Raw genomic sequence first — 23,326 nt, forward strand, 5'->3', positions numbered from 1 at the left:
TCTTACCTTGAGCCGCCGCCGACCCGGAAGCGTGAACGGGCGCCGACGGCGGTCGCACCGTTGACTCCCGTCACTCCGGCGGCGACCGGAGCGGGCTGTTCCTCCTCAACGGGCAGAGCGGGCTCGGCGGTTGCCTCGGGGGCCGCCTCGGGCGCCGCCTCCCGGCGGCGCCGGTAGCGCGGCGGCACGAACCGCTCGGCCCAGCGCGGAGCGCGCGGCGTGAACCGCGGCAGCAGGAGCAGCACCAGGCCGATCGCGCTGAGGAAGACGATCCCGAGCACGATCCACATCGAGGCGGAGTTCACGGAGTAGGCCAGCGCCCCGAACCCGATCAGCGCCGACCAGAAGTACATGATCAGCACGGCCCGGCTGTGCGAGTGGCCGATCTCCAGGAGCCGGTGGTGCAGATGGCCGCGGTCGGCGGCGAACGGCGACTGGCCGCGCCAGGTACGGCGCACGATCGCCAGCACCAGGTCGGCGGCCGGCACGGCGATGATGGTCAGCGGCAGCAGCAGCGGGATGTAGACCGGCACCGTCTGGTGCACGGCCGCCTTCTCGGAGCCGGTGAACAGGGCCAGCGCGTCCGGGTCCACCTGGCCGGTGATGGAGATCGCGCCCGCGGCCAGCACCAGGCCGATCAGCATCGAGCCGGAGTCGCCCATGAAGATCCGCGCCGGGTGCATGTTGTGCGGCAGGAAGCCCAGGCACATGCCCATCAGGATCGCCGAGAACAGCGTGGCCGGGGCGGCGGCCTCGATGCCGTACGAGTACCAGATCCGGTAGGCGTACAGGAAGAACGCGGCGGCGGCGATGCACACCATGCCGGAGGCGAGGCCGTCGAGCCCGTCCACGAAGTTGACCGCGTTGATCGTGATGACCACGAGCGCGACGGTGAGCAGCGTGCCCTGCCACTGGGTCAGCGCCACGTTGCCGACGCCAGGGATGGGCAGCCACAGGATCGTCAGACCCTGCATGACCATCACGCCGGCGGCGATCATCTGCCCGCCCAGCTTGATCAGGGCGTCGATCTCGAACTTGTCGTCGAGCACACCGATCAGCCAGATCAGCGCCGCCCCGGAGAGCAGCGCGCGGGGCTCGTTCGACTTGGCGAAGACCTCGTTGAGGTTGGTCAGGTGGTCGGCGACCAGCAGGCCCGCGCACAGGCCGAAGAACATCGCGATCCCGCCGAGCCGCGGAGTGGGTTCCCGGTGCACGTCCCGTGCCCGGATCTCCGGCATCGCCCCCGCCACGATCGCGAACTTCCGTACCGGTCCTGTCAGCAGGTACGTCACCGCGGCCGTGATGCAGAGCGTCAGCAGGTATTCACGCACGGGCTTCCCCACAGGTCTCGCTGGCCATCACAGCCCCACACCCTAGCGACGTACGCATAACTGTGGGGACTGCCGGGTAGCGACGATGGTTGCACGGGTGGCTGTGTGCCCCGCCCACGACCGTGCGCCTACCCCCGCTCAACTGGAATACGGCGGGAATCCGCCCGTGAGTTCCCGCACCTCGGCCCGCGCCGCTGTGGTCTCCGTCTCGCCCCGCAGCACGGCCCCGAGCAGCGCCGAGATCCGCGCCATCTCCGGCTCCCCCATGCCCTGCGTGGTCACCGCCGCCGTGCCCAGGCGCAGCCCGCGGGCGTCGCCGTGCGGCAGCGCGCAGCAGTCCAGGACCATCCCGGCGGCGGCGAGCCGGCCCCGCGCGGTGCGCCCGTCGACACCGAGCGGTGCCGGGTCCGCGGTGATCAGGTGGGTGTCGGTGCCGCCGGTGGTGACCGCGAGGCCCTCGGCGGCGAGCCCGGCGGCCAGCACCTTCGCGTTGGCGACCACCTGGTGGGCGTACACGGTGAAGGCCGGTGCCGCCGCCTCGCCGAACGCGACGGCCTTGGCGGCGATGGTGTGCATCTGCGCGCCGCCCTGGGTGAACGGGAACACCGCCCGGTCGACCCGCTCCGCCAGCTCGCCCCCGCACAGGATCATCCCGCCGCGCGGGCCGCGCAGCACCTTGTGGGTGGTGGCGCACACGATGTCGGCGTACGGCACCGGGCTGGGCGCCGCTCCCCCGGCGACGAGCCCGATGGGGTGGGCGGCGTCGGCGATGAGGTACGCCCCGACCTCGTCGGCGACCTCGCGGAAGAAGGCGTAGTCCATGTGGCGCGGGTAGGAGATGGACCCGCACACGATCGCCTTGGGCCGGTGCGTAAGGGCCAGGGTGCGCACCTGGTCGTGGTCGATCAGCCCGGTCTCCGCGTCCACTCCGTACCCGACGAAGTCGAACCAGCGGCCGGAGAAGTTGGCGGGCGAGCCATGGGTGAGGTGACCGCCGTGGGCCAGCCCGAGGGCGAGGACGGTGTCACCGGGCCGCAGCAGGGCCGCGTAGGCGGCGAGCACGGCCGACGATCCCGAGTGCGCCTGTACGTTGGCGTGGGCGGCCCCGAACAGCCGCTTGGCCCGCTCGACCGCGAGGCGCTCCGCCATGTCGACGATCTCGCAGCCGCCGTGGTGGCGGGCGCCCGGATACCCTTCCGCGTACTTGTTGGCCAGCGGCGAGCCCAGCGCGGCCATCACCGCCGGGGAGGTGAAGTTCTCCGCCGCGATCAGCTGGAGCGCCGTCGACTGCCGCTCCAGCTCCCCCGACAGGATCTCGGCCAGCTCCGGGTCCTGCCGCCGCAGGACATCCGCCTCAAGGGTATGGCTGACCGACATGACGCACTCCGGGCGGTCGACGGTGACGTGAGTCCAATGTAGGCCCGGACCGGACGGGGTGCGCGGCAGCGGCCCCCCGGGGGGTGGCCCGGCGGTCGCCTACGTCCGGGCGGGGACGCCGGTGAGCGCCGTCACCACCGGATCCAGCGCCTCGTGTATCTCGTCCCCCACCGAGCGGAAAAACGGCAACGGCGCCCCGTACGGGTCGTACACCTCGTCCGCCTCGGCGGTCGGCGCCAGCAGCCATCCCCGCAGCGCGGCGGCGGCCCGCACCAACGCCCGCGCCCGCGCCACCACCCCGTCCTCCAGAGGCGGCAGCGTCGCCGGGTCTATCGCCCGCACCAGACGCGTGAACTCCTTCAGCGTGAACGTACGCAGCCCCGCCGAATGCCCCATGGAGATCACCTGCGCCCGGTGGTCCCGTGTGGCGGTCAGCACCAGGTCGGCCATGATCACGTGCTCGTCGAGCAGTTCCCGCCCCACGAAGCCGGAGGCGTCCGCGCCGAAGTCGGCCAGCACCGCCTCCGCGTTGGCCTCCATCGGCGCACCCTCGTGGCCCCAGGTGCCCGCGCTCTCCACGATCAGCCCGCCGCCCAGGACGCCGAGCCGCTCCGCCACGAAATGGCGGGTCAGCCGCTCGGTGATCGGCGAGCGGCACACGTTGCCGGTACTGACGTGGAGTATGCGGAAGGTGTCGCGCGGAAACCCGAACGTCGTCGTCTCCTCCGCGCTGCCTTCCCCGCCGCCTATGCCACGCCCCGCGTCAGGGGCCGTCAATTCGCCACCTCGAGGTCGGGTACGACCTTCCGCAGCTCGTCCGGCGAGATCGCGCCCTCGCGCAGCAGCAGCGGCACCTCACCCGTGACGTCGACGATGGACGAGGGAACGTTGCCGGGGGTCGGGCCGCCGTCGAGGTAGACGGAGACGGAGTCGCCGAGCATGTCCTGGGCGGCGTCGCAGTTCTCCGGCGCCGGGTGGCCCGTGAGGTTCGCCGACGACACGGCCATCGGGCCGACATCGGTCAGCAGTTCGATGGCGACCGGGTGCAGGGGCATGCGCACGGCGACGGTGCCCCGGGTGTCCCCCAGGTCCCACTGGAGGGACGGCTGGTGCCTGGCGACCAGCGTGAGGGCGCCCGGCCAGAAGGCGTCGACCAGCTCCCAGGCCAGCTCGGAGAAGTCGGTGACGAGACCGTGGAGCGTGTTCGGGGACCCGATCAGGACGGGGGTGGGCATGTTGCGGCCCCGGCCCTTGGCGTCGAGCAGGTCGGAGACGGCCTCCGAGGAGAACGCGTCCGCGCCGATGCCGTACACGGTGTCGGTCGGCAGCACCACGAGTTCGCCCCGGCGGACGGCGGAGGCGGCCTCGCGCAGACCCGTCGCGCGGTCGGTCGCGTCGTTGGTGTCGTATCGCCGTGCCATGTCTAGCGGGCCTCCTCGTACACGTACTGCTGCGGGTCGAAAGTGCCGGTGCTCACGGCAGCGCCTTGCGCGCCGTGGCGAACCGGGGGCGGTTGTTCAAATCGGGGTGGTCGGCCGCGTCGGCCCAGCCCCGCTCCTCGGTGAAGATCCACGGCACCTGGCCGCCCTGCGTGTCGGCGTGCTCGATGACGACGACACCGCCGGGGCGCAGCAGCCGGTGTGCGGTGCGTTCGATGCCACGGATGAGGTCGAGACCGTCCTCCCCGGAGAACAACGCCAGTTCCGGGTCGTAGTCGCGGGCCTCCGGGGCGACGTACTCCCATTCGGTGAGCGGGATGTACGGCGGGTTGGAGATGACCAGGTCGACCTGGCCGTCGAGGTCGGGGAAGGCGGTCAGGGCGTCGCCCTGGCGCAGGTCGACCCTGGACCCGGCCACGTTCTTGCGGGTCCACACCAGGGCGTTCTCGGACAGCTCCACGGCGTGCACCCGGGAGCGCGGGACCTCCTGGGCGAGGGCGAGCGCGATGGCGCCGGAGCCGGTGCACAGGTCGACGATGCACGGCTCGACCACGTCCATGGCGCGTACCGCGTCTATGGCCCATCCGACCACGGACTCGGTCTCCGGACGGGGCACGAACACGCCCGGCCCGACCTGGAGTTCCAGGTAGCGGAAGTAGGCCCGCCCGGTGATGTGCTGCAGCGGCTCGCGCTGCTCACGGCGGGCGATGACCTCCCAGTAGCGGGCGTCGAAGTCGGCGTCCTTCACGGAGTGCAGCTGGCCCCGCTTCACGCCGTGCACGAACGCGGCGAGTTCCTCCGCGTCGTTGCGCGGCGAGGGCACGCCGGCGTCGGCCAGCCGCTGGGTGGCCTGCGCCACCTCCGCGAGCAGCACGCTGCGGGGGCTTGGGGGTCGCCCCCCAAAATCTTGCTGCACGCTCGTCCTCCGGTACTCGGTGCTTGGTACTGCCTGCCTTGCGCGCCCTACGCGGCCGCGAGCTTCGCCGCCGAGTCCGCGTCGACGCAGGCCTGGATCACCGCGTCGAGGTCGCCGTCCAGGACCTGGTCCAGGTTGTAGGCCTTGAAGCCGACGCGGTGGTCCGAGATGCGGTTCTCCGGGAAGTTGTAGGTGCGGATCTTCTCGGAGCGGTCGACGGTGCGGACCTGGCTGCGGCGGGCGTCGGCCGCCTCCCTCTCCGCCTCCTCCTGCGCCGCGGCGAGCAGCCTGGAGCGCAGGATACGCAGTGCCTGCTCCTTGTTCTGCAGCTGGCTCTTCTCGTTCTGGCAGGAGGCGACGACTCCGGTCGGCAGATGCGTGATGCGCACCGCGGAGTCGGTGGTGTTGACCGACTGTCCGCCGGGACCGGAGGAGCGGTAGACGTCGATGCGAAGATCGTTGGGGTTGATCTCCACGTCCACCTCCTCGGCCTCCGGAGTGACCAGGACACCGGCCGCGGAGGTGTGGATACGGCCCTGGGACTCGGTCGCGGGCACCCGCTGCACGCGGTGCACGCCGCCCTCGTACTTCAGGCGCGCCCACACGCCCTGGCCGGGCTCGGTGGCACCCTGGCCGCCCTTGGTCTTCACGGCGACCTGGACGTCCTTGTAGCCGCCCAGTTCGGACTCGGTGGCGTCGATGATCTCGGTCTTCCAGCCGACCCGCTCGGCGTAGCGCAGATACATGCGCAGCAGGTCGCCGGCGAACAGGGCGGACTCGTCGCCGCCCGCGCCCGCCTTGATCTCCAGGATGACGTCCTTGTCGTCGCTGGGGTCGCGCGGGACGAGCAGGAGGCGCAGCTTCTCGGTCAGCTCCTCGCGCTGCTTCTCCAGTTCCTTGACCTCGGCGGCGAAGTCCGGGTCGTCGGCGGCGAATTCACGCGCGGTCTCGACGTCGTCGCCCGTCTGCTTCCAGGAGCGGTACGTGGCGACGATCGGGGTGAGCTCGGCGTAACGCTTGTTCAGCTTGCGCGCGTTGGCCTGGTCGGAGTGGACCGACGGGTCGGCGAGCTTCTTCTCCAGGTCGGCGTGCTCGGCGACGAGTTCCTCGACGGCCTCGAACATCTTGGGGCTCCTGTACTGCGGGTGAAGGGCTGGCGGGCGACCAAAAACGCCGGTCCCGGCGCGCGCCTGAGAGGGGCGCGCGGCCGTGGACCGGCGGTTTGGGGCTCGCTACTTCTTGGAGCCGGCGGCAGCCTTGCCGAAGCGGGCCTCGAAGCGGGCCACACGGCCACCGGTGTCGAGGATCTTCTGCTTGCCCGTGTAGAACGGGTGGCACTCGGAGCAGACCTCGGCCCGGATGGTGCCGGACTCGATGGTGCTACGAGTGGTGAACGACGCGCCGCAGGTGCAGCTGACCTGCGTCTCGACGTACTCGGGGTGGATGTCGCGCTTCAAGGTGTCTCCTAGGTTTCGGGAGGGCGCCGGGTCGCCGCCGCGGGATGCGACAGGCGTGAACCGGAGCCGACGTACCAGTCTGCCAGGACTGGGGCCATCCCCCAAAACCGGGGGCGGGGGCCGGGTATTCCCCGGCGGTGCGGGACCGCCCGGTCCACACCCCTACGACGAGGTCACCACGCCCTTGGCCTCGCCCGTCGCGGTGCCCTTCGTGGCGCTCGCCGGGATCGGCCGGTCGTTCTTCAGGGCGGTCCACATCTGCTTGGCCTTGGCCTCGGCGACGATGACCCGGTTGGGGTTGGAGGGGTCGTACCGCACGGGCATCGTGACCATGCGCATGTGCGAGGCGCTGATGCCCTTGAGGCCGTCGGCGAAGTCCATGAGGGAGTTCACCGAGCCCAGGTCGGAGTCGGTGGTGACGGCCTTGGTGGCGGTGTCGGCGAGATCCAGCAGCTTCTTCGGGCTGGTGAGGACGCCGAGCTGCTTGGCCTGGTTGACCAGGGCCTTGATGAAGGCCTGCTGGAGCTGGATGCGGCCGAGGTCGGAGCCGTCGCCGACGCCATGCCGGGTGCGGACCAGGCCGAGGGCCTGCTGTCCGGAGAGCTTGTGCGGGCCGGCCTTGAGGTCCAGGTGGCTCTGCGGGTCCTTGATGTTCTTGGTGGTGGTCACCTGGACGCCGCCGAGCTCGTCGATGAGCTTCTCGAAGCCGGCGAAGTCGACCTCCAGATAGTGGTCCATGCGCAGGCCGGTGAGGGACTCGACGGTCTTCACGGTGCAGGCGGCACCGCCGGTGGAGTACGCCTCGTTGAACATGACGCCCCTGGCCGCCGGATGGCTGGTGCCCTTGGTGTCGGTGCAGGCGGGGCGGTTGATGAGGGTGTCGCGCGGCATGGAGACCACGCTGGCCTTCTTGTGCCCCTTGTAGACGTGGATGATCATCGCGGTGTCGGAGCGGGCGCTGCCGTCGTCGGTGCCGCCGCCGAGCTTCTTGTTGGAGCCGGAGCGGGTGTCCGAACCGAGCACCAGGATGTTCTCGGAGCCGTTGTCGGCCTTGGCCGGCCGGTCACTGCCCAGCGCCTGGTTGATGTCGACGCTCTTGAGGTTGCCGTTGAGCTTGAAGTACACGTACCCGGCACCGGTGCCGCCCAGCACGACGACGCCCGCTGCGGTCCAGGCGGTGACCAGCAGGGCTTTGTGGCGCTTGCCACGGGCCTTGCGGCGGCGCCCCTTGGATCGGTGGCGGCTCTTCGTGCCGGGCTCCGGTATGACGGGCTCCGGCGTGCTCTCGGCAGACATGTGCTCCTCGAATTCTCGTCCGGTCGGTTACCCCCTGCAGTCAGGGACAGGCCTGGTCCGTAGCGACCCTTACCGCACCATCGTCACTCCACCCGGTCAGACGGGGAAACTCGGGAAAGGGTTGCACAAACGGACTGTGCCCACCGCGTACGGCGGTGGGCACAGTCCGTAGTCGGCCGAGCGGGGCGCGCCCCGCTCACCTGCGGGTTCAGCCGAAGATGTCGTACTGCTTGAAATCGGTACCGACGGAAACCCTTGTGGCGAAGATCTCGCTGGTGGCCTTGCCGGTGCCCTTGTACAGGTACAGCGTGCCGCCGGGCGTCCGGGCCAGGAAGTCGGCCTTGCCGTCGCCGTTGACGTCTCCGACCGCGTCGAAGGCGTTGTACGTCGTGCTGCTCCAGGTGCGCACCTTGACCCGGGTGGAGAACGCCCCGGTGCCGGACTTGCCGGTGCCCTTGTACAGGTACACATCACCGGTGCTGCTCTGGCGGGCGAGCAGGTCGGCCTTGCCGTCGCCGTTGAAGTCGCCGTGGCCGCGCACCGAGTTGTACTGGTTCCAGCCCGTGCCGACCTGCACGCGCGCGGCGAAGGTGCCGTCGCCCTTGCCCGGGTAGATCCACAGGGTGCCGCCGGAGTCGACGGACAGCAGGTCGGGCAGGTAGTCGCCGGTGACGTCACCGGGCGCGAGGATGCGGGTGCGGGTCTTCCAGTTGTCGAAGATCTGCTTCGTGGTCCAGGAGCCGCTGGACGTCACGTAGTGCGACCAGAAGACGTCGCCGGAGGCGCTGTCGCGCACGATCAGGTCCTGGTAACCGTCCCGGTCGAGGTCGGTCTGCAGGACGACGTTCACTCCGTCCCAGTCGCCCCAGGACTGGCGGGCGCCGAACGCGCTGCCCGTGGAGTCCTTCTCGTAGCCGGTCTTGGTGGAGGAGTTGCGCACCCACAGGTCGGCCTTGTGGTCGCCGCTGAGGTTGGTGTCCTCGACGCGCGGGTAGGCCGCGCCGACGTAGGTGCTGACCTTCGAGAAGACGCTGTAGGCGCCCTTCTTCACGCAGTCCACCACGCCCCAGGAGACCACGCCCACGATCCGGTTGTTCACGATCAGCGGGCCGCCGGAGTCGCCGTTGCAGGCGGAGGTGGTGCCGGTGTCGCTGCCGGTGGCGGGCTGGCCCGCGCAGACCATGTGGCCCTTGATGAAGTCCGAGCCGTAGTAGCCGGCGCAGGTGCTGTCCGACTGGATGGGCAGCGTGGCCGTCTTCAGCGTGTCGGAGATGTCCTGGCTGGTGGAGCTGGTGCGGCCCCAGCCGTAGACCTTGGCGCTGGTGCCCGCGGCGTACGAGGCGGTGTCACCGGACGTGGTCATGCGGATCGGCGTGGCCTTGATGGCGACCGGCAGGGTCAGCACGGCGACGTCGTTGTCGATCGTGGTCGCGCTGTACGACGGGTGGTTCCACTGCCGCCAGACACCGGTGACCGTGCCGCCGTGCAGGTCGGTGTTGCCGGAGTCGTCGGTGGTGGGCAGCTGCGAGGTGCCGGTGATGACGGCGCCGTTGGCGTGCCAGTCGTAGCCCTTGACGCAGTGCGCGGCGGTGAGGATCTTCGTCGGCGAGACGACCGCCCCGCCGCAGAAGAAGCCGAGGTCGTCGCTCTCGTCGGTGGTGCCCTTGTCGTCGTAGTACCAGAGCTGGGCCATCCACGGCGCCGACGTGACGGTGGTCTCGGTGCCGCCGATGATCTTCGGGTCGACGGAGCCGCTGCCGGTGCTGGCGCTCATGGACGACTTCTGGGTCGTCTGTCCCGCGGTGTCGTCACCGGCGAGGGCGCCCGCTACCCGCTTCTCCAGCTCGGCGAGCGACGGCGAGCTGACGGCGGGCTTGACCTTCGGCGTCGGCGGTGCGGTGGCCGCGCCCGCGGACGAGGTCATCAGCGCTGCGGCCACGGCAGCGGCCACACCGGCGGCGGCGACGGGCAGGGCGATACGTATCCGGCGTCTGTGACGACCGTTGCCGGGCAAGGCTGTGGGCAAGGGAGTCCCCAGGGAGAGATGAGTCGGAAGGGGCGCGTGGTGCGTCCGTTCATAACAGCGCCAAAAGGCCGACCCCCGTCACTCATGTGACGGGGGTCGGCCTTCGGAACGCCCTGGAGGCTCCGGTTCAGGCTCAGTCGCCGTTGCCGGGGGTCGGGGTCGTCTTCTGGATCTGCATCAGGAACTCGGCGTTCGACTTCGTCTGCTTCATCTTGTCGAGGAGCAGTTCGACCGCCTGCTGCTGGTCGAGGGCGTGCAGCACCCGGCGCAGCTTCCAGACGATGGCGAGCTCGTCGCTGGCGAGCAGGATCTCTTCCTTGCGGGTACCGGACGCGTCGACGTCCACCGCCGGGAAGATGCGCTTGTCGGCGAGCTTCCGGTCGAGCTTGAGCTCGGCGTTGCCCGTGCCCTTGAACTCCTCGAAGATCACCTCGTCCATGCGGGACCCGGTGTCCACCAGCGCGGTGGCGAGGATGGTGAGCGAGCCGCCGTCCTCGATGTTCCGCGCGGCACCGAAGAACCGCTTCGGCGGGTACAGCGCGGTCGAGTCGACACCACCGGACAGGATGCGGCCGGAAGCGGGCGCGGCCAGGTTGTACGCACGACCCAGACGCGTGATCGAGTCGAGCAGCACGACGACGTCGTGGCCGAGCTCGACCAGACGCTTCGCACGCTCGATCGCCAGCTCGGCGACCGTGGTGTGGTCCTCGGCCGGGCGGTCGAAGGTCGAGGAGATGACCTCGCCCTTGACCGACCGCTGCATGTCGGTGACCTCTTCCGGACGCTCGTCGACGAGGACGACCATCAGGTGGCACTCGGGGTTGTTGTGGGTGATCGCGTTGGCGATCGCCTGCATGATCATGGTCTTGCCGGTCTTCGGCGGGGCCACGATCAGACCACGCTGCCCCTTACCGATCGGCGACACCAGGTCGATGATGCGGGTGGTGAGGACACCGGGGTCCGTCTCCAGGCGGAGGCGGTCCTGCGGGTACAGCGGGGTCAGCTTGTTGAACTCCGGGCGGCCACGGCCGTGTTCGGGCGCCATGCCGTTGACGGAGTCCAGCCGGACCAGCGCGTTGAACTTCTCGCGCCGCTCGCCTTCCTTCGGCTGACGGACCGCGCCGGTGACGTGGTCACCCTTGCGCAGGCCGTTCTTGCGGACCTGGGCGAGGGAGACGTACACGTCGTTCGGACCCGGCAGGTAGCCCGACGTACGGATGAAGGCGTAGTTGTCGAGGATGTCCAGGATGCCCGCGACGGGGATCAGGACGTCGTCCTCGGCCACCTGCGGCTCGGCGATCTCGTCGCGGCCACGCCGGCCCCGGCGGTCACGGTAGCGCCCGCGACGGCCCCGGCGGCCACCCTCGAAGTCGTCGTCGTCCTGCGGACCGGCGTTGCGGTCCTGACGGCCGCCGCCCTGCTGCTGGCCCTGCTGCTGGCGGTCCTGACGGCCGCCGCCCTGGCCCTGCTGCTGGTCGTCGCCCTTGCCGCGGCGGTCGCGGTCGCGGCCGTCCCGGTCACGGTCCCGGCCACGCTCGCGGCGGTCGCGGCGGCCACGGCCCTCGCCGTCACCGGCGTCGGCCTTGGCCTCGCCCTGCGGCTGGGCCTGGGCGGGCGTCTCGGCCTTCGGCTCGCTCTTCGCCTCGGCGGCGACCGTCTCGGGGCTGCTGCTCGCCGGCGCGCCCGCGTCGGCGGTGGCACGGCGGCGACGGCGCTCGGTCGGGGCGTCCTCGCCCCCAGCCGGCTGGCCGGGGATCTCGATCTGCTGCGGGGCCTTGTCGGCGGGCGCCTCGGTGGCCTTCTCGGCCTTCTTCTCGGCGGCCCCCTCGCCCGTACGGGCCTTGGAGGTGGCCCGGCGCTTGGGCTTGGTCTCGGTGGCCTCGCCCGCGGCATTCGAAGCCTTCGGGGCCGGAGCGGCGCCGCCGCCCGCCTGCGCCTCCTTGATGACCTCGATCAGCTGGCTCTTGCGCATACGCGCGGTGCCCCTGATACCGAGGCCGGATGCGACCTGCTGCAGCTCTGCCAGCACCATGCCCTCGAGGCCGGTACCGCGGCGCCGCCGGGAGCCGGCACCGGTGGCAGGCGCGGAGGCGTCCGTGGCGGGCGCGGCAGCGGTCTCCTCGACACGTGCGCCCATCAGATCGGTGGTGTCGCTCACGAAGGGTCCTTCCCTGGAGCGGACGTCGGCCTGTCTGGCTCGGCGACCGGTTGTGCTGTCCGGCTTCGGTCCTGTCTTTGTGGACGAAGCCGGGGCGGTAATCCGCCAAAGCGGCGTAAGAGATATCTGGTGATGGCGCTTCCTTAAGCCGTGGCACCCAGTGTCACGTGGCGTGGTCGCACCGATTCCGAAGCGTGCCCAGTGGCCCGCTCAGTGCCCGCGTACGGCGTGCTGCCCAGGTACGACGTACGGAACACGGAGTGGCTTGGGAGACTCCCGGAAGAATGTCTGTCCCGGACGGGGACACGAAGCACCTCGCCATGGTGGGGTCGGGTGCAGACTTGAGATTAACACTACCGGATCCAACAAACATTCCCCCTCTCGAAATCCGGCAACCGTGTGTCAGGTCGCAAGCGGCAGCACGCTCGCTCCCTGGACATCCAGGCTCAGCCGGTTGGCGGCCCAGCCGGCGCCCGCCAGCCGTTCCACCTTGTCGGCGGTTCCCGCGTCCGCCAGCGCCATGACGGTGGGCCCGGCGCCGGAGATCACCGCGGGAATCCCGTCCGCCCGCAGCCGTTCCACCAGCGCGGCGCTCTCCGGCATCGCGGGGGCGCGGTACTCCTGGTGGAGGCGGTCCTCGGTGGCGGGCAGCAGCAGCTCGGGGCGCCTGGTCAGGGCCTCGACGAGCAGGGCGGCGCGGCCCGCGTTGACGGCGGCGTCGACGTGCGGCACGGTGCGCGGCAGCAGACCGCGGGCGGTCTCGGTCAGTACCGGCTTTCCGGGCACGAAAACCACCGGAACGATGGAATCGTCGGGCTCCATCCTGATCGCCCGCGCGGCACCCGCCTCCATCCAGGAGAGGGTGAAGCCGCCCAGCAGACAGGCCGCCACGTTGTCCGGGTGGCCCTCGATCTCGGTGGCCAGTTCGAGCAGGGCGGTGTCGTCGAGCCGGGACTCGCCGCCTATGGTCACAGCCCGCGCGGCGACGATGCCGGCGCAGATGGCGGCGGAGGAGGAGCCCAGGCCGCGGCCGTGCGGAATGCGGTTGGCGCAGACGATTTCGAGGCCGCGGGGCTGTCCGCCCAGCAGATCGAAGGCGGTGCGCAGAGAGCGGACGAGGAGGTGGCCTTCGTCACGCGGGAGCGTCTCGCTGCCCTCACCCGCGATGTCGATGTGCAGCCCGGAGTCGGCCACCCGGACGACGACGTCGTCGTACAACCCCAGCGCGAGGCCGAGGGCGTCGAAGCCCGGGCCGAGGTTGGCGCTGGTGGCGGGGACGCGCACCCGGACGGCGGCGGCGCGGAACGCTGGACCGGCCATCGCTCGATGACTCTCCTTGAGCTGCGTGATGGTCGAATGACATTCGATAGGTACCTGAAGGCCCTCCGGGCCGCGCAGACGGCGCGGCACCCTGCCATATGCGGGGCATATGCAGTGGGCGGGTTCAGTACAGCCTATCGAAGGAAGGTTCTGTGGCGACATAGGGCGCACGGGAGGCGCACGATGCGTGTCGTGGGCCCCCTGTGCCCCCTCTGTAGGGACTTCCCAGGGATCCTTCAGGGATTCCCCAGGGACTCCCCGGACACTCCCCGGGATTCCTCGAGATTCCCCGGGATTCCTCGCGAGGCTGTCTCAGGCGAGGCCGAGGCGCTCCGCCGCCGTCGCCGCGTCGACCGGTACCGTGACCGGCTGCGGGGCGCCCGCGACGGCCCAGTCGGGGTCCTTCAGGCCGTTGCCGGTGACCGTGCACACGATCCGCTGGCCCGGGTCGACCTTGCCCTGCTCGGCGGCCTTCAGCAGACCGGCCACGGACGCGGCGGACGCGGGCTCCACGAAGACGCCCTCCTGAGCGGCCAACAGCCGGTAGGCGCGCAGGATTTCACGGTCCGTCACCTCGTCGATGAAACCGCCCGACTCGTCCCGCGCCGCCAGGGCGTACTTCCAGGAGGCGGGGTTGCCGATCCGGATCGCGGTGGCGATGGTCGACGGGTCCTTGACCACCTCGCCGCGCACGATCGGGGCACTGCCGGAGGCCTGGAAACCCCACATCCGGGGGGTCTTGGCGGCGATGCCGTCCGCGGCGTACTCCTTGTACCCCTTCCAGTACGCGGTGATGTTGCCCGCGTTGCCGACCGGGAGGACGTGGATGTCCGGGGCGTCCCCGAGCATGTCGACGATCTCGAAGGCGGCCGTCTTCTGGCCCTCGATGCGCACCGGGTTGACCGAATTCACCAGCGCCACGGGGTAGTTCTCGCTCAGGGCGCGGGCGAGCGTGAGGCAGTCGTCGAAGTTTCCGTCGACCTGGAGGATCTTCGCGCCGTGCACCAGGGCCTGGCCCATCTTGCCGAGCGCGATCTTGCCCTGCGGCACGAGTACGGCGGAGACCATCTGGGCGCGCACCGCGTACGCGGCGGCCGAGGCGGAGGTGTTGCCCGTGGAGGCGCAGATGACGGCCTTCGCCCCCTCCTCCTTGGCCTTGCTGATGGCCATGGTCATGCCGCGGTCCTTGAAGGACCCGGTGGGGTTGGCACCCTCCACCTTCAGGTGGACCTCGCAGCCCGTGCGCTCCGAGAGCACCTGCGCGGGCACGAGGGGCGTGCCGCCCTCGCGGAGCGTCACGACCGGCGTGGTGTCGGATACCGGCAACCGGTCCCGGTACTCCTCGATGATTCCGCGCCACTGGTGGGTCATTGCTGGTTACTCTCCTTCAACCCGCATGATGCTGGCGACACCCCGCACGGTGTCGAGCTTGCGCAGCGCCTCGACGGTCCCGGTCAGGGAGGCGTCGGAGGCGCGGTGGGTGACGACGACGAGGGAGGCCTCACCGCCACCGTCCTGTCGTCCTTGCTGCCGCACCGTATCGATCGATACGCCGTGCTCGGCGAAGACGGTCGCCACCTGGGCGAGAACACCCGGTTTGTCGGCGACGTCGAGGCTGATGTGGTAGCGCGTGACGACATCGCCCATCGGCGAGACGGTCAGCGCGGCGTACGCCGACTCGCCGGGCCCGGTGGACCCGCTGAGCCGGTTGCGGCAGACGGCGACCAGGTCGCCGAGCACGGCCGAGGCGGTGGGGGCGCCGCCGGCGCCGGGGCCGTAGAACATGAGCTGCCCCGCCGCGTCCGACTCCACGAAGACCGCGTTGTAGGCGCCGCGCACGGAGGCGAGCGGGTGGCTCAGCGGGATCATCGCGGGGTGCACGCGCGCGGTGACGGAGGCTCCGTCCTTCGAGCGCTCACAGATGGCGAGCAGCTTGATGGTGCAGCCCATCGCCTTGGCGGAGGCGAAGTCGGACGCCGTCACCTCGGTCATGCCCTCGCGGTAGACGTCGTCGAGGCGCACCCGGGTGTGGAAGGCGATCCCGGCGAGGATGGCGGCCTTGGCCGCGGCGTCGAAGCCCTCGACGTCGGCGGTGGGGTCGGCCTCCGCGTATCCCAGGGCGGTGGCCTCGTCGAGCGCCTCCTGGTAGCCCGCCCCCGTCGAGTCCATCTTGTCGAGGATGAAGTTCGTCGTGCCATTGACGATGCCGAGCACCCGGTTGACCTTGTCACCGGCGAGGGACTCGCGCAGCGGCCGGATCAGCGGGATGGCACCGGCGACGGCGGCCTCGTAGTAGAGGTCCTTGTCGTTCGCCTCGGCCGCCGCGTGCAGGGCGGCGCCGTCCTGGGCGAGGAGGGCCTTGTTGGCCGAGACGACCGAGGCCCCGTGCTCGAAGGCGGTGGTGATGAGCGTACGGGCGGGCTCGATCCCGCCGATGACCTCGACGACGACGTCGAGGTCGCCGCGTTTGACCAGGGCGGTGGCGTCGGTGGTGACGAGCGCGGGGTCGATGCCCTCGCGGACCTTGGAGGGCCGCCGCACGGCCACTCCCGCGAGCTCCACCGGGGCACCGATCCGGGCGGCGAGGTCTTCCGCGTGCGTCGTCATGATGCGCGCCACCTCTGAGCCGACAACCCCACAGCCCAGCAGCGCCACCTTCAGCGGACGCGTACGCATCATCCGACCTCGTTTCCTCATACCGAATACGGTTGGACCAGTCTCACTCACCGGACGGGAGTTTCTATCCCATGTCCGGATCGTGAGACATCGATTTCATTTCTGCCGGGGTGGGAGACAGGAGATCTTCCACCCGGCCAGTGCCGTGCTCCGTGCTCACCCCACGTCGAGGCGCAGCAGGTCCTCCTCGGTCTCGCGGCGGACGATCACCCGGGCCTCGCCCTCGTCGACCGCGACGACGGGCGGCCGGAGCACGTGGTTGTAGTTGCTGGCCATGGACCGGCAGTACGCGCCGGTCGCCGGCACCGCGATCAGGTCACCCGGTGCCAGGTCGGCGGGCAGGAACGCGTCCTTGACCACGATGTCCCCGCTCTCGCAGTGCTTGCCGACCACACGCGCGAGCATCGGCGCCGCGTCCGACGTACGCGAGACGAGGGCCACGCTGTACTCGGCGTCGTACAGCGCGGTGCGGATGTTGTCGGACATGCCGCCGTCGACGGAGACGTACGTCCGCAGCCCGTCGAGGGGCTTCACAGTGCCGACCTCGTAGAGCGTGAAGGCGGTGGGCCCGACGATGGCGCGCCCGGGCTCGACGGAGATCCTCGGGGTACGCAGCCGGGCGGCCTCGCACTCCCGGGTCACGATCTCGGTCAGCGCCTTGGCGATCTCGTGCGGCTCACGGGGATCGTCGTCGCTGGTGTAGGCGATACCGAGCCCACCCCCGAGGTCGATCTCGGGCAGTTCGACACCGTGCTCGTCCCGGATGACCTTCAGCAGCCCGACGACCCGGTGCGCGGCGACCTCGAAGCCGGACATGTCGAAGATCTGCGACCCGATGTGCGAGTGGATCCCGATCAGCTCCAGCCCGTCGAGCTGAAGGGCCCGCCGCACGGCCTCGGCGGCCTGCCCCCCGGCGAGCGGGATGCCGAACTTCTGGTCCTCGTGCGCGGTGGCGATGAACTCGTGCGTGTGGGCCTCGACGCCCACCGTGATACGGATCTGCACGCGCTGCCGCTTGCCCAGCGACTGGGCGATGTGCGCGACGCGGACGATCTCCTGGAAGGAGTCGAGGACGATCCGCCCGACACCGGCCTCGATCGCCCGGTGGATCTCCTCGCCGGACTTGTTGTTGCCGTGGAAGGCGATGCGCTCGGCGGGCATGCCGGCGGAGAGGGCGGTGGCGAGCTCGCCGCCGGAGCAGACGTCGAGGTTCAGCCCCTCCTCGTGCAGCCACCGCACGACGGCACGCGACAGGAACGCCTTGCCCGCGTAGAAGACGTCGGCGTCCTGCCCGAACGCGGTACGCCAGGCCCGGGCGCGGGCACGGAAGTCGGCCTCGTCCATGACATAGGCGGGGGTGCCGTACTGCTCGGCGAGCGTCTTGACGTCGACACCGCCGACGGTGACGACACCGTCGGCGTCGCGGGTGACGGTCTGCGCCCACACCTTCGGGTCGAGGGTGTTGAGGTCGGCGGGCGGCGCGGAATAGTGCCCCTCGGGGAGGACGTCGGCGTGACGGGGCCCGGCGGGGTGTGCGGAACGGCTCATGACTTCTGGTGGGCTCTCTGTTCGCAGTCTCAGAGGTATTCGGGTGCGTCGATGCCTAGCAGGGACAGGCCACCGGCCAGCACCGTCCCGGCGGCTTCGGCGAGGGCGAGCCGGGCACGGTGGGCGGCCGAGGGTTTCTCCTCCCCACGCGGCAGCACGGTCAGCAGAAAGGGCAGCGCGGCATCGGCGACGGTGACGAGATGCCGGGCGAGCCGGTCGGGGGCGCGGTGGGTGGCGGCCGCGGTGAGGATGCGGGGGTGGTCGGCCAGGGCGGTGACGAGTGCGCGGGTGTCGGCGGGGGCCGTGCCGGGGTCACCGGTCTCGGCGGTGAAGCCGAGGCGCGCGGCGTTGCGGGTCAGGGCCCGGGTACGGGCGTGCGCGTACCGCACCCGGAAGAGGGGGTTGCCCTCGCGCTGCACCAGGTGGTCGGCGGTGATCCGGGGCCGGTCGTGCGGCGCGGGATGCAGCAGGGCCCAGCGGGCGGCGTCCGGCCCGAGCGGGGCGGGGTCCTCCGGCGCGGGCACGGGCCGCAGATTGACGGGCTCCCCGTGCTCGACCTCGACGCGCCCGCCCTGCGTGGCGACGATCCGCACCAGCGCGTCGGCGACGACCTCGGCACGGGTGTCGTACGGCACCCGCAGGGTGACGACCTGCCCGGCAAGGGCGTCTCCGAACCCGTACGCCGTCCCGCGCCCCCGGATCTCCCGTACGAGCTCGGAGGTGGGATCGGCGTCCAGCAGCAGGCTGATGTTGAGGAACCCCGGCCCGGTGACGACGACGTCACCGACACCGTCCGCCGTGGCCAGATGCGCCAGCAGTATCTCGGCGACCCTCAGGGGCGGCTGCCCCGCCGGGCGCGCGAGCTGCAACGCGATGTTCGTCGCGTAGTCCCCACACCCTCCCGGCCCGGGCGGCGTGACCACGACCCGCTCCGGCACGGCGACACTCAGCTCCCCCTCGTCGACAGCACGACGCACCGCGTGCAGCACGGTGCGCGAGAGCTCGACGGGGGTCACGGGACCAGGGTAGGGGAGGAGGGGGGTGGGTAGGCGAGTCGGTTTCGGTGGGGGTCCGGGATATGGACGGGTGGGGCTCGGCACATCAGGAAGCCCCTTTTGGCGCACCTGTTAGTGCTCCTGGTACTTCTTGGTGCTCCTGGTACTTCTTAATGCTCCCGGTACTTCTTAATGCTCCCGGTACTTCTTAGTACTCCCGGTACTTCTTAGTGCTCCCGGTACTTCTTAGTGCTCCCGGTACTTCTGACGCTCAGCGCTCTTGGTACTCCTGGTGCTGAGGCCGGTCACCCGCCACCCCGTCCCCGTCCCCCCTCCCCCGGTCGATCAAGCGCCGGACGAGCTGCACGAGGTCGGCGGGCTCGAAGGGCTTGGCGAGAAAGGCATCGACGCCGACATCGAGGCCGGCCTCCACCTCGTGCTGCGTACAGGCACTGACGATGGCCAGCGGAAGGTCATGCGTCCGCGGGTCGGCCCGCAACTGCGCGGCGGTCCGCAGCCCGTCCAGCCGGGGCATCACGACATCGAGCGTGACCACATCGGGCCGCACCTGATGAACCACATCCAGACACTCGGCACCATCGGCCGCGGTCACGACCTCGAGACCCTCCAGCTCGAGATTGACCCTGATCAGCTGCCGGATGACCTTGTTGTCGTCCACAACAAGCACCCGACCCGACGCGCCCGGCACAACTCGAGAGTAGGTCCGGACCGGCCACCGCGTCCGGGTTTTCCCCACTTCCACCCCGTGCGAGCGAGCCGCCCCTCCCCGCGTGCGCAAACCCGTTCATGAACACCCCGACAGAGCTGGTAGTGTTCTACCCGTCGCCGCGAGCGAGCAGCTCCGCAGCCGACACGCCCCCGTAGCTCAGGGGATAGAGCAACGGCCTCCGGAGCCGTGTGCGCAGGTTCGAATCCTGCCGGGGGCACTCGCCAATCACCTAGGAACGTTCCTAGCTGACCAGGGCGGATGCCGACAGAAGAGGGCGGGAGTCAGTCTCACTGACTCCCGCCCTCTCTCGTTGTCTCTCACTGTTCGCGCACTATCTGCGATACACCCTGCCCCACCGCCACGTACACGCCCTGCCGTGCCAGACCCCTCTCAACTTGCCTTTTGATCGGCGAGGGGCGGGCTCCGCAAAATCCTGTGTGCGCACCCTCCGCCCGCTGCCATGATGAGCGGCGAACCGTGCCGCGGGCTACGCCGTACTTCTCGCTTAGCGCCGCTTCGCTCGGAAGACGCGCGTCGGCAGGCAGGTCGCCCCTCCGGATCTGCTCCAACAGGTCCGCCATGATCTGTTCGTACGGTGCGGTCCCTGCGTCCGCAGCAACCTTGGGCCGACGCCGGCAACGGTCTGGATGTCCCCCGACTCCTCAAGAGCCAGCAGGGCGCGCCGAACTGTCGTCCGGGCCACCCCGAACTCGCGCCCGATCTCCGCCTCGGACGGCAGCCCGTCCGAGTAAGCCCCAGCGGCGATCCGCTCGCGCAACGCCCGAGAGATCACCTGGTACGTCCCGCGTGGACTGGGGCTCGACACGCATTCCTCCTTCGGAAACCGACGCATCCCAGCTTCCCACGGGCGTCCATGCTGGTGGAGTGTCCTAGCTGTCCGGTTAGGCCTCTCACCTGTACAAACAGGCGGGACAGCTCAAAGCGCCGGTGTCCGGGCTGTCCGGTCACAAGCGGCTGCAACACCCCGGTGGTGTTACAGCCCGTCGGCGAAGCCGACCCATCAATGGACGCAGGAGCCGGAAGTGACTTCCGATCTACTCGCTGCAGCCGGGCTCCCAGCAGGGCCGAAAATTTCACTGCTTGCTCTAGACCGACAACTGTGAATTTCGGTGGGCGCCGAAAGACTGCAGTGAGCTACTAACAGGAGCGTGAACAAATCACCTATATTTATTATTTCGGAAGTCATGTCGGGATTCATCGCGACTCCTCCGGACACCCTCCCTCCACTCTCGGAAGGATTGAACTATCTGTGAGCGGAACGTAAAAAGTGCCAAAAAGGCGGCAGTGAGCCCACCGATAATACCCCCGACACCAGCAAGGAATCCCGTCATCGAGTGAATCCGATGCGAGGCAGTCTCCTCGACAACAAATTGCACATACACTGGAGGCCTCAATACGTCGAGAGCCCGATTAGAGTTACCTTGATAAGTAGTAACAGTGAGACACAGGGTGTAATTTCCAGGCTCCTTGGCGGAAACAATCCAAATCCAGCTGACGGAGTCACCTGGCTCTGCAATGACTTGCTTCGCCTTGGCTCCCGAAATTGGACGCACTTCGACGTTTCGGCTAGTAGGTTCGAGCTCCGCTCCCTCGATTCCGCCGACCCTAAAGGGTCGACAGCGCATGACCCTCATACCCCGCCCCTCAGATGACCAAGCCGTGGATGGCACGGGTGGGCAGCCAGCTGCAGCTTTCTTAGCCTCCTTCTGCCCAAACGCCGTAAGGTCGACTCTGTAGGAAAATTCACTACCAATCGATTTGGAGATAACGGGCCTATAACGCAATTCGCCACCGAATAACTTTTTCCGATCATTCACCACGCTTGACTGGAAAGTCACCTGGTCATCCGTTGAGAAGCCAGCCGTACCGCAGCCGGCAAACGGAGTTATCAAAACAACAACAAAAATGAGGAAGAAAAATAAGCCCGAGCACCCCGATACCGCACAGCCTTCTTTTAAGCTCTCGCTATTTCGCCCGAGCCAGCTGCTTTTACGCTCCCCCATAACTCCTCCGGCAGATTACATCTTCGCCACCCTGAGATTATTGCGCTCACTCGGACCGCTCGCCAGGGGCGGGCGCCGGAGATCTTGCAAGTTGAATATTTGCCGTAACTGTTACCATGAATGTTCGATTGCGACCATGAACATGACGCCATACGATCGCTGGTTCTGGTCACGAACCAAAACTGGCAACACGGCAAGGGCCGTCACAGCCCGGACAGCTCGATGGACCGCTGTCCGGGCTGTCCGGTCACAGAAGGCTGCAACACGCCCGGGTGTTACAGCCCGTCGGCGTGCCGACCTCTCCGTCGAAACAGCACAAGATGCCGGTGGCCACTCCTGCCGATGGAACTTGCGCTACGCCTTCGCCGGCCTGCACCTCGGACACGGGGAAAGGTTCGCACGCAAGGCTCGGTACAGCGTGATCTGCTCCGGGAGGTTAGTGGGGCGGCAGCGCTCATCTAGACCCGTGTGATAGATGCTGCCCCGCCCATACGGACCGCTAGGCCTGTCCCACCACTGAGACACGACTACCTGTGTGTCGAGTTGGATCAACTCGGCTTGCACCTGCTCAAGTTCGTCCAAAAGTTCCTGCTGTCGGACACTGAGGCGGGTGCGCGTGGCAGCGTCGGTTTCCATTGGTCGTTCGGCCCCTTCACCGTGGCCCACTCAGGCACCTGTGGCGTATTGGGCCTGAAGATATCTCCGGAACATGAGCCCGTCCTACCGACAGGGAGAGGACGTCACACTCTGATCAGTACCTAGCAGCATCTGACATCAACGTGGCGGACAAGGGCAGATAGCGACGACCTGGTACGACTATCACCACAAGCCAGTGTGCCTGATCTGCAGGAACCAACTTCCCGCGAGCACCCCTGCTGGTGGGGTCTCCTAGCTGTCCGGCCGTCCGGTTACACCTCGCACCTGCATAAACAGACCGGACAGCTCAAGGTGGCGGTCTCCGGGCTGTCCGATCACAAGCGGCTGTGACACCCCCGAGGGCGCACACGGTGCGTCGACGGGTCCACCGCACTGGGCTGGATCACGGCGCTCACGGGGCTCATTGCTGTAATCACCGCAGCACTGCTCGCGTGGAATGGTGCCGCTGGGGCTGCTGCAACGGTCGCTGCAATCGGCAGTGGGTCGTCCCTGGTGGGCAGCATCCACGTCAGGGTTACCGTTCGGAGAGGACTTCCGCGCGGTAACCAGCCGAGCACGTATGACGCCGTTGACCGATCCCTGTAGATCTATGGCCTAGGTGCTCGCCGCACCTCAAACTCCTGCCTGCGTGCCATAGCCGTGCCATAAACAGGGGTCAGCAGCGGTCAACGATCGTGGCTAGCGGGCGCGTCCGCGCCTGCTAGCTCAGCCAACGAGGCCGCAGGTCACCGGCCTGGCGCCCCAGCCTCTCTCCTAAAGTGGTCGTCCAGCCCGCTCACCGAGTCCACACCCGCTGGAACTCTTCGGGCGGGATGGCCTCCAGCGGATCTTGTACGGGGTCGATCGCTTGGTCTGTGAGGAAGCCGTGCTCGTCCTCCAGGTGCTCCCAGCTGTACCGGTGGAGTTGGCCGGCCGAGGTCAGCTCGGCTTGCTTGACGGCGATCAACTCACCGCGGTCGGGCACGGCCTCGAAGTACCAGAAGCCGCCATCCTCGTCAGTGCCGCGGAAGTGGTGCCGCAGTGTGGCGTTCTCATCGAGTGCTCGGAAGTACGCCACGGTCTCTGCCTTGATGCGCTCCAGGTCACCCACAGGATCATCGTGCCAGCGAGCGCGCGAGTTGCTCCGCTCTGACATCTACGAGTGACTTCAACGACGCCGGGCGCCAACACTGCTGGGCGGTCCGACGCGGCCAGTGTGACCGGGGAGGTCCCCAGCAGTGCCGAGCAGCGATCGAACTCCTAAAGCGAGTGTCGCCACTCCCGTCGGCCCCGACCACTCCTTGAGCCTTTTCCAACCTCATACCTGTGCTGCTCCTCGGCCTGCTGACGACTGCACGCACCGATCTGTAGCGAGGTCATGACCAGCAGATCCGCAG

19 protein-coding genes and 1 tRNA gene are annotated in these 23,326 nt (G+C 69.0%); 1 reads left to right on the forward strand and 19 read right to left on the reverse strand.

Going from position 1 to position 23,326, the window contains the following annotated elements:
• Window positions 1-2 precede the first annotated feature (2 nt).
• The 16 genes from ACZ7L0_RS39775 to ACZ7L0_RS39850 all read right to left on the reverse strand — a co-directional run bounded on the left by ACZ7L0_RS39775 (window position 3) and on the right by ACZ7L0_RS39850 (window position 19,296).
• Window positions 3-1,331 carry an MraY family glycosyltransferase gene (locus ACZ7L0_RS39775; protein WP_471247463.1) on the reverse strand — a complete coding sequence of 443 codons (1,329 nt, stop codon included), beginning with the start codon at window positions 1,329-1,331 and terminating at the stop codon, window positions 3-5.
• A 138-nt stretch (window positions 1,332-1,469) separates the two neighbouring features.
• The gene (locus tag ACZ7L0_RS39780) at window positions 1,470-2,708 is read right to left on the reverse strand and encodes a serine hydroxymethyltransferase (protein WP_471247464.1); all 1,239 of its coding nucleotides are present in this window, start codon (window positions 2,706-2,708) and stop codon (window positions 1,470-1,472) included.
• A 99-nt stretch (window positions 2,709-2,807) separates the two neighbouring features.
• The gene (locus ACZ7L0_RS39785) at window positions 2,808-3,485 is read right to left on the reverse strand and encodes an arsenate reductase/protein-tyrosine-phosphatase family protein (protein ID WP_471247465.1); all 678 of its coding nucleotides are present in this window, start codon (window positions 3,483-3,485) and stop codon (window positions 2,808-2,810) included.
• Window positions 3,482-4,129, reverse strand: a complete 648-nt coding sequence (locus ACZ7L0_RS39790) for an L-threonylcarbamoyladenylate synthase (RefSeq protein ID WP_471247466.1) — start codon at window positions 4,127-4,129, stop codon at window positions 3,482-3,484. The genes ACZ7L0_RS39785 and ACZ7L0_RS39790 overlap by 4 nt, the downstream gene beginning before the upstream one ends.
• A 52-nt stretch (window positions 4,130-4,181) precedes the next feature.
• Window positions 4,182-5,021: a peptide chain release factor N(5)-glutamine methyltransferase gene (prmC, locus tag ACZ7L0_RS39795; protein ID WP_471247467.1), complete on the reverse strand. Its 840-nt coding sequence runs from the start codon at window positions 5,019-5,021 to the stop codon at window positions 4,182-4,184.
• A gap of 89 nt (window positions 5,022-5,110) precedes the next feature.
• Window positions 5,111-6,187 (reverse strand): peptide chain release factor 1, encoded by a 1,077-nt coding sequence (gene prfA / locus ACZ7L0_RS39800; RefSeq protein ID WP_388801966.1) that lies wholly within the window; start codon window positions 6,185-6,187, stop codon window positions 5,111-5,113.
• A gap of 108 nt (window positions 6,188-6,295) precedes the next feature.
• Complete coding sequence (gene rpmE, locus ACZ7L0_RS39805; protein WP_019326867.1) at window positions 6,296-6,520, reverse strand: 50S ribosomal protein L31; 225 nt, start codon at window positions 6,518-6,520, stop codon at window positions 6,296-6,298.
• Window positions 6,521-6,682: 162 nt separating this feature from the next.
• On the reverse strand, window positions 6,683-7,816 hold the full coding sequence (locus tag ACZ7L0_RS39810) for an LCP family protein (RefSeq protein WP_471247468.1): 1,134 nt from the start codon (window positions 7,814-7,816) through the stop codon (window positions 6,683-6,685).
• A 208-nt stretch (window positions 7,817-8,024) separates the two neighbouring features.
• Window positions 8,025-9,740 carry a trypsin-like serine protease gene (locus tag ACZ7L0_RS39815; protein ID WP_471247479.1) on the reverse strand — a complete coding sequence of 572 codons (1,716 nt, stop codon included), beginning with the start codon at window positions 9,738-9,740 and terminating at the stop codon, window positions 8,025-8,027.
• A gap of 235 nt (window positions 9,741-9,975) precedes the next feature.
• Window positions 9,976-12,000 (reverse strand): transcription termination factor Rho, encoded by a 2,025-nt coding sequence (rho, locus tag ACZ7L0_RS39820; protein ID WP_471247469.1) that lies wholly within the window; start codon window positions 11,998-12,000, stop codon window positions 9,976-9,978.
• Between the two features lie 402 nt (window positions 12,001-12,402).
• Window positions 12,403-13,320, reverse strand: coding sequence for a homoserine kinase (gene thrB / locus ACZ7L0_RS39825; protein WP_471247470.1), 918 nt, complete (start codon window positions 13,318-13,320; stop codon window positions 12,403-12,405).
• Between the two features lie 312 nt (window positions 13,321-13,632).
• On the reverse strand, window positions 13,633-14,691 hold the full coding sequence (gene thrC, locus ACZ7L0_RS39830) for a threonine synthase (RefSeq protein WP_471247471.1): 1,059 nt from the start codon (window positions 14,689-14,691) through the stop codon (window positions 13,633-13,635).
• Window positions 14,692-14,697: 6 nt separating this feature from the next.
• Entirely contained in the window at window positions 14,698-15,996 is a 1,299-nt protein-coding gene (locus tag ACZ7L0_RS39835; RefSeq protein WP_471247480.1) for a homoserine dehydrogenase, read from the reverse strand.
• A gap of 156 nt (window positions 15,997-16,152) precedes the next feature.
• A complete protein-coding gene (gene lysA, locus ACZ7L0_RS39840) occupies window positions 16,153-17,544 on the reverse strand; it encodes a diaminopimelate decarboxylase (protein WP_471247472.1) in 1,392 nt (463 codons plus the stop codon).
• A 29-nt stretch (window positions 17,545-17,573) separates the two neighbouring features.
• Window positions 17,574-18,560 carry an ArgS-related anticodon-binding protein NrtL gene (gene nrtL, locus ACZ7L0_RS39845; RefSeq protein WP_471247473.1) on the reverse strand — a complete coding sequence of 329 codons (987 nt, stop codon included), beginning with the start codon at window positions 18,558-18,560 and terminating at the stop codon, window positions 17,574-17,576.
• A 250-nt stretch (window positions 18,561-18,810) separates the two neighbouring features.
• Complete coding sequence (locus ACZ7L0_RS39850) at window positions 18,811-19,296, reverse strand: response regulator (RefSeq protein ID WP_471247474.1); 486 nt, start codon at window positions 19,294-19,296, stop codon at window positions 18,811-18,813.
• 118 nt (window positions 19,297-19,414) lie between these two features.
• Here ACZ7L0_RS39850 and ACZ7L0_RS39855 point away from each other — a divergent pair.
• Window positions 19,415-19,486: transfer RNA gene (locus tag ACZ7L0_RS39855), tRNA-Arg, on the forward strand.
• Window positions 19,487-19,586: 100 nt separating this feature from the next.
• Here ACZ7L0_RS39855 and ACZ7L0_RS39860 read toward each other — a convergent pair.
• The 3 genes from ACZ7L0_RS39860 to ACZ7L0_RS39870 form a co-directional block, all read right to left on the reverse strand.
• A complete protein-coding gene (locus ACZ7L0_RS39860; RefSeq protein WP_471247481.1) occupies window positions 19,587-19,853 on the reverse strand; it encodes a GntR family transcriptional regulator in 267 nt (88 codons plus the stop codon).
• Window positions 19,775-20,122: a GntR family transcriptional regulator gene (locus tag ACZ7L0_RS39865; RefSeq protein WP_471247475.1), complete on the reverse strand. Its 348-nt coding sequence runs from the start codon at window positions 20,120-20,122 to the stop codon at window positions 19,775-19,777. The genes ACZ7L0_RS39860 and ACZ7L0_RS39865 overlap by 79 nt, the downstream gene beginning before the upstream one ends.
• Window positions 20,123-22,725: 2,603 nt before the next feature.
• Window positions 22,726-23,040, reverse strand: a complete 315-nt coding sequence (locus ACZ7L0_RS39870; RefSeq protein ID WP_471247476.1) for a hypothetical protein — start codon at window positions 23,038-23,040, stop codon at window positions 22,726-22,728.
• Window positions 23,041-23,326: the final 286 nt, after the last annotated feature.

It is taken from the genome of Streptomyces sp. NPDC039424 (assembly GCF_055639495.1).

Excerpts from the sequence above, each read along its gene's own strand:
- ACZ7L0_RS39780 (WP_471247464.1), bottom strand. The coding sequence starts at position 2,708 with ATGTCGGTCAGCCATACCCTTGAGGCGGATGTCCTGCGGCGGCAGGAC.
- ACZ7L0_RS39790 (WP_471247466.1), bottom strand. The coding sequence starts at position 4,129 with ATGGCACGGCGATACGACACCAACGACGCGACCGACCGCGCGACGGGT.
- prfA (WP_388801966.1), bottom strand. The coding sequence starts at position 6,187 with ATGTTCGAGGCCGTCGAGGAACTCGTCGCCGAGCACGCCGACCTGGAG.
- ACZ7L0_RS39810 (WP_471247468.1), bottom strand. The coding sequence starts at position 7,816 with ATGTCTGCCGAGAGCACGCCGGAGCCCGTCATACCGGAGCCCGGCACG.
- ACZ7L0_RS39815 (WP_471247479.1), bottom strand. The coding sequence starts at position 9,740 with ATGACCTCGTCCGCGGGCGCGGCCACCGCACCGCCGACGCCGAAGGTC.
- thrB (WP_471247470.1), bottom strand. The coding sequence starts at position 13,320 with ATGGCCGGTCCAGCGTTCCGCGCCGCCGCCGTCCGGGTGCGCGTCCCC.
- thrC (WP_471247471.1), bottom strand. The coding sequence starts at position 14,691 with ATGACCCACCAGTGGCGCGGAATCATCGAGGAGTACCGGGACCGGTTG.
- ACZ7L0_RS39835 (WP_471247480.1), bottom strand. The coding sequence starts at position 15,996 with ATGCGTACGCGTCCGCTGAAGGTGGCGCTGCTGGGCTGTGGGGTTGTC.
- lysA (WP_471247472.1), bottom strand. The coding sequence starts at position 17,544 with ATGAGCCGTTCCGCACACCCCGCCGGGCCCCGTCACGCCGACGTCCTC.
- ACZ7L0_RS39865 (WP_471247475.1), bottom strand. The coding sequence starts at position 20,122 with ATGCGTCGGTTTCCGAAGGAGGAATGCGTGTCGAGCCCCAGTCCACGC.